This window comes from Embleya sp. NPDC055664 (assembly GCF_053618075.1).
In genome coordinates this window covers 55906-71500 of the sequence record NZ_JBSHGZ010000011.1, presented here as the reverse complement: position 1 = coordinate 71500, position 15595 = coordinate 55906, and the positions used below count along the sequence as shown (strand labels likewise).

Annotated in this window: 13 protein-coding genes; 7 read left to right on the top strand and 6 right to left on the bottom strand. The window is 72.5% G+C overall.

What is annotated here, in order from left to right; genetic code table 11:
- Positions 1-127 precede the first annotated feature (127 nt).
- Positions 128-574, bottom strand: a complete 447-nt coding sequence (locus ACWGR4_RS20255) for a DUF4267 domain-containing protein (RefSeq protein WP_380015282.1) — start codon at positions 572-574, stop codon at positions 128-130.
- Between the two features lie 209 nt (positions 575-783).
- Here ACWGR4_RS20255 and ACWGR4_RS20250 point away from each other — a divergent pair, with 209 nt between their 5' ends.
- On the top strand, positions 784-1818 hold the full coding sequence (locus ACWGR4_RS20250; RefSeq protein WP_452132232.1) for a hypothetical protein: 1035 nt from the start codon (positions 784-786) through the stop codon (positions 1816-1818).
- Positions 1819-1922: 104 nt separating this feature from the next.
- Here ACWGR4_RS20250 and ACWGR4_RS20245 read toward each other — a convergent pair whose 3' ends face one another.
- The gene (locus ACWGR4_RS20245; protein ID WP_452132233.1) at positions 1923-2411 is read right to left on the bottom strand and encodes a beta-class carbonic anhydrase; all 489 of its coding nucleotides are present in this window, start codon (positions 2409-2411) and stop codon (positions 1923-1925) included.
- A gap of 273 nt (positions 2412-2684) precedes the next feature.
- The gene (locus tag ACWGR4_RS20240) at positions 2685-3347 is read right to left on the bottom strand and encodes a hemerythrin domain-containing protein (RefSeq protein ID WP_452132234.1); all 663 of its coding nucleotides are present in this window, start codon (positions 3345-3347) and stop codon (positions 2685-2687) included.
- Between the two features lie 190 nt (positions 3348-3537).
- On the opposite strand from ACWGR4_RS20240, the gene ACWGR4_RS20235 reads away from it, so the two are divergent.
- Positions 3538-4215 (top strand): class I SAM-dependent DNA methyltransferase, encoded by a 678-nt coding sequence (locus ACWGR4_RS20235; protein WP_452132235.1) that lies wholly within the window; start codon positions 3538-3540, stop codon positions 4213-4215.
- 96 nt (positions 4216-4311) lie between these two features.
- On the opposite strand, the gene ACWGR4_RS20230 is transcribed toward ACWGR4_RS20235, so the two are convergent.
- On the bottom strand, positions 4312-4740 hold the full coding sequence (locus tag ACWGR4_RS20230; RefSeq protein WP_380015297.1) for an OsmC family protein: 429 nt from the start codon (positions 4738-4740) through the stop codon (positions 4312-4314).
- A gap of 726 nt (positions 4741-5466) precedes the next feature.
- Positions 5467-7020 carry an MFS transporter gene (locus ACWGR4_RS20225; protein WP_380015300.1) on the bottom strand — a complete coding sequence of 518 codons (1554 nt, stop codon included), beginning with the start codon at positions 7018-7020 and terminating at the stop codon, positions 5467-5469.
- Positions 7021-7493: 473 nt separating this feature from the next.
- Here ACWGR4_RS20225 and ACWGR4_RS20220 point away from each other — a divergent pair, with 473 nt between their 5' ends.
- The 5 genes from ACWGR4_RS20220 (at position 7494) to ACWGR4_RS20200 (ending at position 14912) form a co-directional block, all read left to right on the top strand.
- Complete coding sequence (locus ACWGR4_RS20220) at positions 7494-8381, top strand: sigma-70 family RNA polymerase sigma factor (RefSeq protein WP_380015303.1); 888 nt, start codon at positions 7494-7496, stop codon at positions 8379-8381.
- A gap of 1636 nt (positions 8382-10017) precedes the next feature.
- Positions 10018-11454, top strand: coding sequence for a GuaB1 family IMP dehydrogenase-related protein (locus ACWGR4_RS20215; RefSeq protein ID WP_452132626.1), 1437 nt, complete (start codon positions 10018-10020; stop codon positions 11452-11454).
- A 90-nt stretch (positions 11455-11544) separates the two neighbouring features.
- Positions 11545-12090 carry a GNAT family N-acetyltransferase gene (locus tag ACWGR4_RS20210; RefSeq protein WP_452132627.1) on the top strand — a complete coding sequence of 182 codons (546 nt, stop codon included), beginning with the start codon at positions 11545-11547 and terminating at the stop codon, positions 12088-12090.
- A 47-nt stretch (positions 12091-12137) separates the two neighbouring features.
- Complete coding sequence (locus ACWGR4_RS20205) at positions 12138-13460, top strand: nucleotidyl transferase AbiEii/AbiGii toxin family protein (protein WP_452132628.1); 1323 nt, start codon at positions 12138-12140, stop codon at positions 13458-13460.
- Between the two features lie 111 nt (positions 13461-13571).
- Positions 13572-14912 carry a hypothetical protein gene (locus ACWGR4_RS20200; RefSeq protein WP_452132629.1) on the top strand — a complete coding sequence of 447 codons (1341 nt, stop codon included), beginning with the start codon at positions 13572-13574 and terminating at the stop codon, positions 14910-14912.
- 98 nt (positions 14913-15010) lie between these two features.
- Here the strand turns inward: ACWGR4_RS20200 and ACWGR4_RS20195 are convergent, their stop codons facing one another.
- Positions 15011-15298: a hypothetical protein gene (locus ACWGR4_RS20195; RefSeq protein ID WP_452132630.1), complete on the bottom strand. Its 288-nt coding sequence runs from the start codon at positions 15296-15298 to the stop codon at positions 15011-15013.
- Positions 15299-15595: the final 297 nt, after the last annotated feature.

The window sequence follows — 15595 nt, the reverse complement described above, 5'->3', positions numbered from 1 at the left end:
CGCCCGCGCCACGCTCGGTGGCGCCGTGACGGCACTAGACCGTATCCGTTGGTGCGGGGTTCCCGGTCATCCCGCGCTATTTCGCGCCGCAGGCGTCGGAGCACGATCGCCGGCAGGGCCCGAGGGGTCAACGTGTCGCCGGGACGCTCACGTGCGGGGTGGTCGCGGTCGGCGCGGGGGCGGTTGCCGCGGCCGGGCGTTCGCGCAGCAGCAGGCCGGCGGTGAGCGCCACCAGCGAGGCGGTCAGGCCGTGGACGCCGAAGGCCGTGGCGGTGGAGCCGTCGTTGCTCAGCACGACCGTCATGTCGCCGGCCGGGATGAAGGTCATGGCGAGCATCGTCCAGCCGAGCGCCCGCCGGTGTCCGGTCAGCAGGAGGGCGAGTATGACCAGCCCGGTGCCGATGTCGCGGACGCCCTTGACGGCGAGGAACCCGGTGCCTTCGTGTTCGGGCCAACTGGGCAGGCCGAAGCCGGACGCGGTCGATTGGGGGGCGATCAGATAGGCGAGGCCCACGTAGATGATGAACGCGCCACCGAGCGCGGCCAGGATGGTGGTGAGGGTCCTGAGCTTCATGGTGTTCTCCCCGGTGTCGGGCCGGTGGGACCGGCTGTCGTCGTCTTGTGGGGACAACACTCGCCGGGTGGTCCTGGAAGGCACATGGAAGCGACTTGGAGGCGGCCCGGAGGGTGCGCGGGGAGCCGCCGGGGCCGGTCGGTGGGGGTGGGTGCGATTAAGGTGATCATGAAGGGTTCGCGGGGTGGTTCGGCGAGGGGAGCGGGGACGTGGCGATACGGGACCAACTGCGGGGCATCGGCGGCGCGGTGGGCTCCGCGGCGGCGTCCGGGCGGGCCGCGGTGGGCAGTCGGATCGGGGCCGGTCGGGCCCGGGTCGCGTCGGGCGAGTGGGTGCACGCGACGCTGGACGCACTGCCCGCGCCGAACGCGCCGACCTTCCTGGCCTGGGAGTTCTCCCTCGGCGCGCTGGTCTGTCGGCACCCGAAGGTACCCGCGATCACCGCCCGGCCGCTGCGGTTGCTCGACGGCCTGGGTGCGGTGCGGTTCGGCCCGGAGACGGTCGGCTTCGACGGGGAGGACATCCCGTGGGAGAAGGTCGTCCGGCTGACCACGCACGACGCGTTCGAGTCGATGACCACGGCGGCGCTGGACACCGAGGTGGACCGGATCCGCGAGGTGCTGCCGCCGTTGCCGGGGCGCAAGTGGGCGGTCACCAAGGTCGTGGAGGGGTTGCTCACCGTCGTCCTGGCCTCGCTGGAACAGGCCGACGACCGGCGCATCGACCGGGTGCCGGTGGCCTGCGAGATCACCTACCGCGGCCTGCTCGGTCGGGAACGCACCCTGCGGGCAAGCCTGTTCGCGACCGCGCTGCTGGCTCGGCAGACCGCCGTCGCGGAGAGCCTGGTGGCCACCGCGCGGGCGCACGGCGTCGAGGTGGTCGAGGCCGCCTCGGCGGGCGGCTCGGACGACGCGGCGGCGGCCGAGCGTACCCGCGTGCTGCGTGCCCGGACCGACACGATCGCCACGAGGCTCCGCGCTCAGCGCGAACAGGCCGAGGCGGTCGCGGCCGACGGCGACGAGGAGCCGGACGGGGTCGAGGCGGCGCGGGGGATCGGCGACGGGTCGGCTGCCGGTACGGGATCGGGGCCGGGTGACCGTCCGGCGACGGATACGGCCTCGGCGCGTGCCGCGGTCACGTCCGCCGGTGCGGGTCCCCGGCGCGGTGCGGCGCCGCCGAACGGGCCTTCGTACCCCGCCCATCCGAGCGACGCCACCGACCCGACCGATCCGTTCGCCTGCTGAGCGTCGGGCACGCCGCGTCGAACCCTCCGGCGTTTCGTACGATTCCCCCCGGCCCGAGGATCCGCGTGTGTTCCTCGGGCCCTCGGGCCGGGTGGCGTCGTGGCTCAGACGACCTCGTTGAGCTTCCCGGTGGCCACGTCGAAGACGAAGCCGCGCACACGGTCCTTGTGCACGATGAACGGGTCGGCCTTGATCCGGCCGATCGACTGGCGTACGTCGGTTTCCACATCCGTGAACGCCTCGCTCGCCCAGGCGGGCTTGAGGCCGGTGTCGGCCGCGATGTCGGCCTTGAACCCGTCGTCGTCGAAGGTCAGCATGCCGCAGTCGGTGTGGTGGATGAGGATGATCTCCTCGGTGCCGAGCAGCCGTTGACTGATCGTCAGCGACCGCAGTTCGTCGGCGGTGATCACCCCGCCGGCATTGCGGATCACGTGTGCGTCGCCCTCGGCCAGCCCGAGGATCGCGTACACGTTCAACCGCGCGTCCATGCACGCGACCACGGCGACGTGCCGGGCGGGTGGGAGCGGGAGGGGACCGGTGAAGTTCTCGACGTAGGCCACGTTGTTGGCCAGGAGTTCGTCGGTGACGGACATGTGGGGTCCTTCGGCTGGGGAGTTGCGGGACTCACCCGATCCCGGCGCCCGAAGTGTCGTGCGAACCGGGCGGGTTCGGACGCGAAGCGGCCACGCGGGCGGTGACGACACGCGGCGTGGCCCATGGACACCACTCGTCGAACAGGCGGACGCGGCGCGTCGGCCAGAAGCCTTCGAGCGAAGTCGACGCCACACCGGGCCCGTTCCCCATGAGGACAGTGAACTGAACGTGCCCGTGTGGCGCAAGCGCACACCCGTTCGGGGTGGAGCCGCTCAGGAGGCCAGGGTCGATCGGTTGTGGGTGCCCCACAGGTCTCGGGCCGCGTAGGCCGGTTGCCACAGGTTCAGGTAGGTCGGGCGGATGGATTCCGGGAGTCGGCCGAGGATGGTGGTGACCGTCTCGGGATCCGCCTGATCCAACAGCCAGGGCAGGTAGCGGCAGGTGCCGGAGCCGATGCGGCGGCCGTGTTCCACGTCGAGTCGGTGCACCTGATCGGCGCCGGCGACCGCGTCCAGGAGCGGCAGGACCTCGTCCTCCTCGTGGGCGAGGTGCCCGCGCAGCCCGGTGACCAGGCCGTCGAGGAGGTCGCCGAGCCGGGCGGGTCCCCACACCGGGTCGGCCAGTGCCGCGTCTATCGCGTCCAGGAGCGGGTCGAAGGTGGCGTGTTCCGCCTCCATCACCGCGATCAGGGCCGACTCGTCCGGCCGGTGCGCGAGCCCGCGCCGCAGGAGCGGCCACAGGGCGGCGTCCTCGGCGTCGTGATGCACCCGCAGGTAGTGCTCGAACATCCCCCACCCGCCCGCGAACCGCAACACACGCCATGCCTCGTCCTCGCCACGCGCGGCCAGGCGGGCGATGCGCTCCAGGTCGCGGCGCAGCGCGTCGTGAATGGCGAACGTGGTCGACATGTCGTGTCGAAAGGCCTTGTTGCGCATGGGATGCCTCGCTTGTGGCCGGGTCGGGTGGCGCGGGGAGTCGGCCCTCGATCTCGGTGACTCCGCACTCGTGTACCTCTTTGACGCGCGGCGACGGGGTGATGTGACCGGGCGGTGGGGCCGCGATCCGGTAGCCGCCGTCGACTCCGTCGATCGGCGTTGTCCGACCCAATGGTTAGGGTGTCGCGGCGTGAGCGAACCCGGTTTCCTTCGCGCCACCCGAGCGTCCTACGACACGATCGCCGCCGCGTACACCGACCTCGCCCGCGACGAACTCGCGCGCAAGCCGATGGATCGGGCCCACTTGGCCGTCTTCGCCGAATCGGTGCTCGCGGCCGGCCCCGAGGCCGGACCGGTCGCCGACATCGGCTGCGGCCCGGGTCGGATCGCGGCGTATCTGCACGGCCTGGGACTGCGCGTGTTCGGCCTCGACCTGTCGCCGGGGATGATCGCGACTGCCCGGCGGGAGCATCCCGAACTGCGCTTCGAGGTGGGCTCGATGCTCGACCTCGACCTGGCGGACGACAGCCTCGGCGGGCTGGTCGCCTGGTATTCGATCATTCATGTACCGGACGAGGAACTCCCGCGCGTGTTCGCCGAGTTCCATCGGGTCCTGGCTCCGGGGGGCCGGTTGTTGCTCGCCTTTCAGGCCGGCGACGAACCGCTGCGCCTGACCGAGGCGTTCGGCCACGAGGTGTCCCTGGACTGCCATCGTCGGCACCCGGACATGATCGCCGACCTGCTCACCGCGTCGGGTCTGGTCATGCACGCGCGGACGGTTCGCGAACCCGATCCCGGCGAGGGTGTACGTCCCACCCGGCATGCGTATCTGTCGGCCCGAAAGCCCGGGCTCGACCCTGTCCCGTGAGCCGGTCGGGTCGGGGTTCCGTTGCGCCGGGCCGGGTTGCCCCGGCCGCCGTCCGGGACGTGAGCCCGGACGGCGGTTCGGGGAGCGTGCGCCGGGTCAGCCCAGCGACGCGGTCAGGGTGATCTCCGTGCCGGGCGCCAGCAGCCGCGAGATGGGGCAGTTCTGCTTGGTGACATCGGCGATCTTGAGGAACTCGGCCTCGTCGATCCCGGCGGCCACGACGGTGTTCTCCAGGTCGATCCGGGTCACGGTCGGGGCGCCGTCGACCTTGTCCAGGTGCACCTTGGCGGTGGTGACCACGCTCGTGGCCGGGAAGCCCGCGTCGCCCAGGCCCTTGGCCAGGGCCATCGAGAAGCAGCCCGCGAGAGCCGCGCCGATCAGCTCCTCCGGGTTGGTGCCCTCGCCCTCCTCGAAGCGGGACTTGAACGAATAGGCGCCTTCCAGGCCGCCCTTACCGGTGCGCATGGTGCCGGCGCCCTCGAGGATGGTGCCCTGCCAGTGTGCGGTCGCGCTACGAATAGTCATGGGACGACCCTAGCGCGTGACGATATTCGTTCCCGTGGAAGTGGCGACGGCCCGCCGCGCCTCGCGCCGCTTCGGACCCCGGTTTCCTCCCCGTTCTTCGGCCGGCGAGATGCCCGATGGAGGTCGCCCGGGCGGCGCGGACGTCCCGCGTAGGCCGAGGGCCGAGCCGCCGGGTGGCCGGTCGCCGCAACGAACGCCTCGAACGGAGGGGAAGCGCCGTGAGCGCCGACCACGACGCGCTGCTCGTCCTCGACGAGGTCGGCCACCGCTACGGGGACCGGCCCGTGCTCGACGGGTCAGCGCGTCGATCCGCCCCGGGGAGTGCCTGGCGCTGATGGGCGACAACGGGGCACATCGACGCTGCTCCGCCTGGCCGTCGGCCGCGAACGGCCCGCCTCGGGCCGGGTGCGCTTCGCCGGCGCTCCCGTGGACGAGGACGACCCGGCCACCCCCGCCCGGATCGCGACCGTGCTGGATGTCGGCGCCCACTACCCGGACCTGACGGTACGTGAGCACCAGATGCCGGTCGCCGTCGCGCACGGGCTCGGCCGCGATGCCGACGACCCGCGCAACCGGTCGACGTGTCGTGTCCGGCGCCTCGGCCGCACGGGGGTGTCGGCGAGCCCGCGCCGCAGTCCGTGCGGTCGTTCGACACGTCGAGGCGTCGCCCCGGGCCGAACTCGGTCCGGGGCGACGCCTCGACGGGAACTCCCGGGCTGCCTCCGGCTACTTCCGGGCCTCGATCTCGACCTCGGCCTCCGTCATCGCGGAGGTGACGTCCACGCCGCCCGCCGCACCGGCCGGAGCCGCGCCGGCCGCCGGCGCCGGGGCGGAACTCATCGCCGCCTGGCCCCGGGGCATCAGCAGCGCCGCGAAGAGCAACGCGACCACGCCCAGGATCGCGGCGGACAGGAACGCGTCGTGGTTGACCGACAGTTGCGCCTCGTGCATCCTGTGCACGTTGCCCGCCGCCCGGGTCATGTCGCCGGCGAAGCCGCTGTAGGCGATGGTGGCGATCACCGCGAGGCCCAGCGCGCCGCCCGCCTCCTGGCTGGTGTTGATCAGACCGGCGCCCATGCCCGCTTCCTCCTCGCTGATGCCCACGAACGCGGCGATCTGGAGGGTGACGAAGCACATGCCGCAACCGAGGCCGAGGGCAATGAACGCGGGCAGGATGTCCACCGCGTACCGGCCGTCCAGCGGGGCCCGCCACAGCAGGAGCAGTCCTGCGGTGGTCACCGCGAGTCCGGCGATCAACACCGGTCGCGCGGCCACCTTGGTGATCAGACCCGACGCGACCCCCGCACCGACCGCGACCGCGACGGCCAGCGGCACGTAGGCGAAGCCGGCCTTCATCGGCGAGTAGTCGTACACGTCCTGCATGAACAGGCTGGCGAAGAAGAACAGCGCGCCGAACATGCCGAACACCAGGATCGCGGACAGGTTCGCGGTCCGCATCGTCTTCAATCGGAAGACCCGCAGCGGCAGGATCGGTGCCGCCGCCCGCGCCTCGATCGCCACGAACGCGCCGAGCAGGGCGGCCACAGCGCTCAGGCTGACGCTGGTCCGCGTCGTGGCCCAGCCCACCGTGGTGGCCTCGCCCAGGGTGAAGATCAGCAGCAGCAGACCGGCGGTGAGGGTGGCCGCGCCGGCCACGTCGAACCTGTGTTCACGCTCCTCGGCCACGCTCTCCGGCAGCACCTTCGGGGCGAGGAGCGCGACGCCGAGTCCGATCGGCACGTTGATCCAGAAGATCCACTCCCAGCCGGGTCCGTCCGCGAGCAGGCCGCCCATGATCACGCCGACGATCGACGCGATGCCGGCGAGCGAACCCCAGATGCCCAGCGCCTTGTTGCGCTCGGCGCCCTCGGGGAAGGTGTTGGTCAGGATGGACAGCGCCGACGGCGCGATCATCGACGAGCCCAGGCCCTGGAAGCCGCGTGCGGTGATCAGCATCGTGCCGTTCTGCGCCAGGCCCGAGACCAGCGACGCGAGTGCGAACAGCACGAAGCCCGCCTGCAGTACCCGGCGGCGGCCGAAGGTGTCCGCAAGTCGTCCGCCGAGCAGCAGGAAGCCGCCGAGGACGGTGCCGTACGCGGTGACGATGTAGTTCTGGCTCACCTCCGACATGTCCAGGCCGGTCTTGATCGACGGCAGCGCCAGGTTCACGATCGACACGTCGAGGAACACCATGAACTGGCCCAGGCACAGGAACGCGAGGATTGCTCCGGTGCCGACGCCGGGTCCGGATCGGCTCGTCGCCGAATCGGTGGCAGACATCACATTTCTCCTAAACCATGCGGAATCGGTTGATCGAGCGATCGGACGTCCGTGGCGATCGCGGTGTCGGGTGTTCGAGGGCAGGTCCCACCCACGCCGGGCGGTCGCGGGAGGCAACCGGCCGCGCGTCGTCGCGGGGATCCGCCGAACCGGCCGCGTCGTACGTTCGCGTCGGTTCCGCCCCCGGCCGCAGGGGCCGGGACTCGTTCGTCACCGCCTTGACGGATCGCCGAGGGCGAATGTGACAGCGGGGCGGAGGGCAATTTCCGTACGCCCCAGGGGGCGCCCCGACGCGCGGCCCAAGGTCCGCATCCTCGGCCGGTGCTTCGGTCCGTCCCTCGGTCCGTGCTTCCGTCCCCGCCGTCCCCGCGCTGTCACATCGGCCCTGGTCGCAACGTCATGGCTGTGAGGGTCGCGACGAGAACCGAGGACGCGACCGCAGGACGGGGATGGTGACGGTGATGGTGATGCGGATGAACGAGCACGATTTCCTGGCCGAGCGCTTCGAGACGCATCGCGGCCACCTGTTGGCGGTGGCCTATCGCATGCTCGGCTCGCTGACCGAGGCCGACGACGCGCTCCAGGAGACCTGGCTCAAGCTCAGCCGGTCCGACCCGGACGAGGTGGACAACCTGGCCGGCTGGCTGACCACCGTGGTCGGCCGGGTCTGCCTGGACATGCTGCGCTCGCGTCGCTCCCGCGGCGAGGAGCCGCTGGACCCGCAGGTACACGTGCCCGACCCGATCATCACCGGGATGGGCGCCGGCGACCCCGAGGAATCGGTCCTGATCGCCGACTCGATCGGCCTCGCCCTCATGGTGGTCCTGGAGACGCTCGCCCCCGCCGAACGGCTGGCCTTCGTCCTGCACGACCTGTTCGCCGTCCCGTTCGACGAGATCGCGCCGATCGTGGACCGCACGCCGGCCGCGGCCCGCCAACTCGCCAGCCGGGCCCGACGCCGGGTCCAGGGCGCGGCCCCGTCCCCCGACGTCGACCTCGCCGTCCAGCGCGAGATCGTCGACGCGTTCCTGGCGGCTGTCCGCGGCGGCGACTTCGACGCCTTGGTCGCGGTGCTCGACCCGGACGTGGTGGCCCGCGCCGACGGCGGCCCGCTGCGCCCCGGCGGCTCGATCGTGCGCGGCGCGGCGGCGGTGGCCGGCCAGGCGCTCGCCTTCGCCCAAATCGCCGACAGCGCCCGCCCCGCACTGGTCAACGGCATGGCCGGGGTGGTGGCCATCTCCGCCGGCCGGCCGATGTCGGTACTGGCCTTCGGCTTCGCGGCCGGCCGAATCATCAGCCTGGACATCCTGGCCGACCCGACCCGCCTCAGCCACCTGGACCTGACCGTCCCGGCGAGCTGAACGAAGGCCGCCGCGGGGCGGGTTGCGGGCCGAGCGGTGGCGCGCGGCCGGCAGCGGCGGGCGGGGTGGGTGCTCGGGTCGGGTTCGCCGGGGGGCGTTCCCGAGTGGGTCGGGTGTTTTTGGCGCGCGTTGCGCTTGTGGTTGCGGGTGGCTGGTGCGGGGCCGGTCTGAGTCGGTGGTGGGCCGCCGCCGGCGTGCGGGGCTCCGAGACTCGGGGCTTGCGGCGAGGCGGACGTGTCGGTCGGCGAAAAAGCGACCAGCGGCGGCGGGCGGGGAGGGCGCTCGGGTTGGGTTCGCCGGGCGTGCGTTCCCGAATGGGCCGGGTGTCTTTCGGCGCGCGTTGCGCTTGTGGTTGCGGGTGGCTGGTGCGGGGCCGGTCTGAGTCGGTGGTGGGCCGCCGCCGGCGTGCGGGGCTCCAAGACCCGAAGCTCCCGACGAGGCGGGTGCGTTGCTCACCGAAAACCGGCCGGCAGCGAGGGAGTGGGTCGGTGGTTGGGTCGAGTCTGCCGAGGGGCCTTCCGGGGTGGGTTGGTGCGTTTTGGTGGTGTTGGGGGAGGGGTTGGGGTTCGGAACCGGATCTCGGTGGGTGGTTGTGGGCTCCGGGTTTCTGTGACCTGCGGTTTTGTGGGGTCGGGGTGGAAAGTCGGGTGTCGAGTGCCGGTTTCGTGTTCTTCGGCCTCGTCAGCGCGAGTGTGGAGACCGAATGTGCCTGGTCGGAGTCGGCTGCGGCGTCGCGGAGGTCGTCGAGGGGACCGAAAGTGCCCAGTGAGGGTCGAAACCGGATCCCGAGGCGCCCTAAACGCTCTCTTCTTCGCGCTGACCTGCGGTTTTCCCTCACGCGGAGGCCACGGCACCCCACGCCGTCCGGTTTTGTGAACCCTTGTCACCCACACGCCGACCACACGCCGGAAACGCCCGGCCCACCCGGGAAGGCTCCCCGGAGGACTCGACCCGAGTCCCCTCCTGCCCGCCGCTGCCGGCCAGTTTTCGCTGAGCAACGCGCGCGTCTCGTCGGGAGCTTCGGGTCTCGGAGCCCCGCACGCCGGCGGCGGCCCACCACCGACTCCGACCGGCCCCGTACCAGCCACCCGCACCCCAAGGCGCAACGCGCGCCGAAAGACACCCGACCCACTCAAGAACGCACGCCCGGCGAACCCGACCCGAGCGCCCTCCCCGCCCGCCGCCGCTGGTCGCTTTTTCGCCGACCGACACGTCCGCCTCGTCGGGAGCCCCGAGTCTCGGAGCCCCGCACGCCGGCGGCGGCCCACGACCGACTCCGACCGGCCCCGCACCAGCCACCCGCACCCCAAGGCGCAACGCACGCCGAAAGCGCCCGGCCCCTCGGAAAGGCTCCGCAACACACTCGACCCGAGCCCCTCCCGCCCGCCGCTGCCGGCCGGTTTCGCCGACCAAGGCGCCCGTCTCGTCGGGCATCCTTCGTCTCGGAGCCCCGCCCGCCGCCGGCAGCGGCCACCCCGCCGAGTCGGACCAGCCCCGCCCCAGGCGGCCCCCGCAGCCAAAAACTCAACCCCCACGCCCCCACGCCCCCACGCCCCCCACCCCCAACCGCCCAGTGGCCAAAGGCAGTCCGTCACGAAGATCGATATCCGCTGTCGGGGTGGGTACGTTCCGCGGCATGAGATTTCTCCACGATCAGGTTCCGCCCCATGACCTCACCTACAGTGACGTCTTCCTCGTTCCGTCGCGATCCGGTGTGGGGTCGCGGCTCGATGTGGACCTGACCACCTCCGATGGGACCGGGACCACCATCCCCGTGGTGGTGGCCAATATGACCGCTGTGGCCGGGCGGCGGATGGCCGAGACCATTGCGCGGCGGGGTGGGCTCGCGGTGATTCCCCAGGACATCCCGGTCGATGTGGTCGCCGAGGTGACCGCCTGGGTCAAGCAACGTCACCTCGTGTACGACACCCCCATCACGATGTCGCCCACCGACACCGTCGGCGAGGCGATGAACCTGCTTCCCAAGCGGGCGCACGGGGCGGTCGTGGTGACCGAGGGTGGTCGACCGGTGGGGATCGTGGCCGAGGCGGACTGCCTGGGCGTGGACCGCTTCGCGCAGCTCGCGCGGGTGATGTCCACCGAACTGCTCACACTGCCCGACGGGGTCGATCCGCGCGAGGCGTTCGACCGACTGCACGAGGGCAGGCACAAGCTCGCGCCGATCGTGGACGCCCACGGCCGACTGGTCGCCGTACTCACCCGCACCGGCGCGCTGCGCTCGACGTTGTACACGCCGGCCGTGGACGCCGCGGGCCGGCTGCGGGTGGCCGCCGCGATCGGCATCACCAACGACGTGGCGCACAAGGCGGCGAGCCTGATCGAGGCGGGCGTGGACACACTGGTCCTGGACACCGCGCACGGTCACCAGGAGCAGATGCTCAAGGCGCTGCGCGCGGTACGGGCGCTCGACCCGCCCGTACCGATCGTCGCGGGCAACGTGGTCACCGTGGCGGGCGTGCGCGACCTGATCGACGCGGGCGCCGACATCGTCAAGGTCGGCGTCGGTCCCGGCGCGATGTGTACCACGCGGATGATGACCGGCGTCGGCCGCCCGCAGTTCTCCGCCGTCGCCGAATGTGCCGCCGAGGCGGCGCGGTCGGGGCGACACGTGTGGGCCGACGGCGGCGTTCGGTACCCGCGCGACGTGGCCCTCGCGCTGGCCGCCGGGGCCTCGAACGTGATGGTCGGCTCGTGGTTCGCGGCCACCTACGAATCACCCGGGGACGCGTACCGCGACGGCGAGGGCCGGCTGTACAAGGAGAGCTTCGGGATGGCCTCGGCCCGCGCGGTCCGACTGCGCACCGCCACCGAATCCGCCTTCGACCGGGCCCGCAAGGCGCTGTTCGAGGAGGGCATCTCGTCCTCGCGGATGTACCTGGACCCGGTCCGCCCGGGCGTCGAGGACCTGATGGACTCGATCGGCGCGGGCGTGCGCAGCGCCTGCACCTACGCGGGCGCCCGCAACCTCGCCGAGTTCCACGAGCGCGCGATCCTGGGCGTGCAGAGCCCGGCGGGTTACGCGGAGGGCAAACCGCTGCCCGAGAGCTGGTGAGCCGTCGGCGGCGCGAACCTCCGCCCCGGGAGCGCGCCGCCGAGGCACCCTCCGTACGAAACGGATTGACGGCCGGGTGACACTCTTGTCATGACGCACGCCACCCGCATCGGAACCTGGACGATCGTGCCCACCCCGGTCGACTCGCCCGAGGCACTCGCGCTGCATCGCGAGTACTACGTCGAGGTCAGCGACCGCTACTACCGGTTGCACGAGGGCCGCGACTCCACCCCCGCCGAGATCGAGGCGGGCCTCGCCGAGACCACGCACGACGATCTCGTGCCGCCCGCCGGGGTGTTCCTGGTCGGCCGGTACGGCGACGAACCGGCCGCCTGCGCCGGAGTGCGGCTGCGCGCCGACGGCGCCGCCGAACTCACGCGCGTCTTCGTCCGCCCCGACGTGCGCGGCACCGGCGGCGGCCGGCGCCTGATGGCCGCCGTGGACGACGCCGCGCGGGCGTTGGGCGCCGAACGCATCATGCTCGACACCCGGCTGGATCTGATCGAGGCGCGCACCCTGTATACCAGGACCGGCTACGTCGAGGTGCCGGCGCACAACAATTGCCAATACGCGGAGATCTGGTACGCCAAGGACCTCACCGCCGACGGCGCGCCGGAGCCGGCCGATCCGGCCTGAGCACACGGACGGGAGCGCGGCGGCGGAGACGACGAGGGGGAGCGGGCATGACCGGCGACCAGGACGACAACTGGTACAACCTCGGATGGGGGCCGTGGGACGAGAGATTGGCGATCCCGCAGGGGCCGCCGAGCGAACAGGACCGTGAGCAACAGGAATTGCCCCGCACACTGCTGGCGGCGACCGGCCCCGGGGTGGTGCAACGCGCCGTATTCGACCCGGCGTTGAAGCAGTACGCCAGCGCGATGCGGGCCGGGGAGCCGCAGTTCGCCGCGCCCGAGGCCGCCGAGCGCTGGCACACCGCGCGCCGCCGCGCGATCGACCACGTGCTCGCCGCGATCGCGGAGTCCCGGTGGGCCGAACACCTGGTGCTGCGCGGGAGCATGCTGCTCCGCGCCTGGTACGGCGACGCCGCCCGGGAGCCGGGCGACCTGGACTTCGTCGTGGTCCCGGCCACCTGGGAACTGGCCGAGCCGCGCACGGAGCGGATGTTGGCCGGGATCGGGCGCGCCGCCGAGGCGCACGCACGCACGGCGGGCGAGGTGCGGATCGACGCGGCCGGCGCGGTCGACGACGAGATCTGGACCTACGACCGCGTCCCCGGCCGACGGCTGGTGTTGCCCTGGCAGGCCGACGGACTGCCGTCCGGGACGGTGCAACTCGACTTCGTCTTCTCCGAGACGCTGCCCTCGCCGGCCGCGTACACCGAGGTGCCCCGGCACGACGGCACGGGCGGGCATCGGCTCCTGGCCGCCACCCGCGAGCAGTCCCTGGCCTGGAAGTTGTTGTGGCTCATCGCCGACGCCTACCCACAGGGCAAGGACCTGTACGACGCGGTCCTGCTCGCCGAGTCGACGCCGCTGCGCGCCGAACTGCTGCACGCCACCCTGGTCGCGGCGGAACCGCACTGGGCCGGCCGGCGGGTGGGGCGCAGCGCGCTGGTCGACCAGGACCCCGACTGGAGCGAGTTCGCCAAGGAATACCCGCATCTCGGCGGCTCGACCGAGGAGTTCATGGAGCGCCTGCTCACCGCGCTGGCCCCGGTCTTCGCCGAGGAGGCGGGCGGGCCGGCCGTCGACGGCTACACCTGGCGACTGCGGTGGCTCGCGCCGCTGCTCCCGGACGGGCGGCGCGAGGCGGCACACGGCGGGATGCCGGCGCTGGCGGGGTGGCTGCGCAGCCGCGCTCTCGGCCTGACCGAGAGCATCGTGGTGATCCGCGAGGTGGTCGGCCCCGAGCGCTGCACACCGGAACAGGCGGCGGCCGCGTATGTGGCGGAACTGCCGTACGGGTCGAGCCAACTCGGCTACTACGAGCGTAATCCGGATGTTGTGCGCAACGCGTTGGAGGCGCTGCGGGAAGAGGTCTGACCGGCCGAGCATCCCTCGGCTGCCCGACCGCCCGACCGCCCGACCGCCCGACCGCCCGACCGCCCGACCGATCGTCGAATCGCTCGGATCACCGTTCAGGAAGGACCATCGGTGAGCACCATCGACCCGTCCGTGGTCAAGGCCGTCTTCACGCTGGCGGATGCCGCCATCGTGCCCGTGCTCGTGGACCGGCTCGGGGAAGAACTCGGCGCGGCATTGCGCTCGTTGCCCAGTGTGCCCGGGCCGTTGGCCGACGCGGTCCGGGCCGGGGGCGATCCGGTGCTGGTCGAGGCCGTCGAGGCCGTCGAGGCGCGCGCGGACCGGTCGGATTCGGCCGCCGTGCGCCCGTTCGCGCCGGCGGGCTTCGCCGTCCAGGCCGCCCCATCCATCCCCACCCCCGCCGACGCCGGGTCGTACGACCCGGCGCCGCACGATCCCGTCGTCCGGGCCGCCCGGACCGACCTCACCGCCGAGGAACTGGACGCGCTCCTCGACCTGGACGACCCGCTCGTCGACGCCCGCCTGTTCGCCGGACCGGTCCTGGACCGCACGGAACGCGCCCGGCTGCTCGCGGGTGTGCGCCGCGACGGTACGGTCGGTCCGGTGCCCACGGCGCTCACCGATCTGCTGTGGGCGGCCGAACTGGGCCGCTGCGCCCGGTGGCTCGCCGCCGGGATGGCCTCGGGCGACGCCGAGGTGGCCCGGATCGTGGTCAACCGCCTGCCGCTGCGCACCGAGGCGGGCCGACTGCGGCTGATCCTCGGGGTATGGGCGCGGCACGGCCGGGACGAGGTGCGCCGGGTGCTCGCCGAGGCCCACTTCCCGGCCGAGGCGCGGGCCGAGATCGAGGAGGCCCTGGGTCGCCACGACGGCCGCGCCATCCTCGACGCGCGCTTGGCCGAGTCGGAAGTCCCGGAGCACATCGTGGAGTTCCTGTGCGCGGGCGACGACTCCGAGCAGCCCGACCGGGTCGACGGGATCCTCGACGACGGCGGCACGATCCCGTGGCCGGAGCTGATCCGGGCGCACCGAACCACCTCGCTGCCCGCCGCGCTGCATGCACGACTGGCCGAACTGCCGGACTGCCCCAACGAGTTGCTGATCGCGCTGTTGGCCGAAGGATTGCCGCAGTCGAGCCGCGACGACCGACCGTGGCTGCACGCGGCACTGGCCGCAGGCCGGCTGACGGGCGCCGACGTACTGGACCACGCCCGCCCGGCGGCGGTGGCGTTGTCGATCCTCGCCGGCACCGACGGACGTACGTCCCCGGACCGTTGGGCGTCGGGCGCGCCACGTGCCCGAGCGTACCTGCTGGCCGACCGCTATCTGGGGACGGACGTGGAGGCGTGGATCGTCGCGCTGCGACTGTTCCCGGACTTCACCGGCACCATCCCGGAACTCCTGGCCACCGCAGGCGCGGTGACGGGGGATCGGGCGGGGGCGGTTGGCTGACCGACGGCCGGCCCGGATCGGGTGGGTTCGCCGACCGCCCACCGCCCACCGCCCACCGCCCGACCCAGACCGCCCACCGGCGTCCGGCCCGGATCATCTCACCGACTTGAGGAGTTCCCGGCAGAGACGGCCGTCGGCTCGCCGTCCGGCTCCTCCCGATCCCGCTCCGCTTCCGTCTCGGCGCCGAGCAGGACCAGCTGCTCGTGCCCGTCGAGCAGGTCGTGCGCCCGCTCGGCGGCGGGCGTCCAGGACCCCCGGCAGGAGATCGGCGCGTCGCCGGCCCGCACGTGTCCGGGATCGTCGTGCCGCCAGACCGCGTGCGTCTCGGTCACCGCGACCCGACGCCCGCACACTCCGCAGGTGCCTCGTGGGCGGTGTGTGTTCATCCCCCCATGATGTCCGACAGGACGGACACCACCCGCCCCGATCGATGCGGCCCACCACCTCGACAGGCCCACCCACCCCGTCCGAGGCCCCGGAAAAATATCCGGCCGCGATCGGTCACATTCCCCGATTCGCATCCGTCAGTGAGGTGTCGGGCGGCAACGAGCCGCCGACCACGAGCCGACGACAACGAGCCGACGACAACGAGCCGATCGGACCGGCGACGGCACCCGGCGGCAACGCCGTGGGACCGCGCATCGCCGCGCGCCGCAGCCGAGGTCGGCAGATCGCGAATCGGA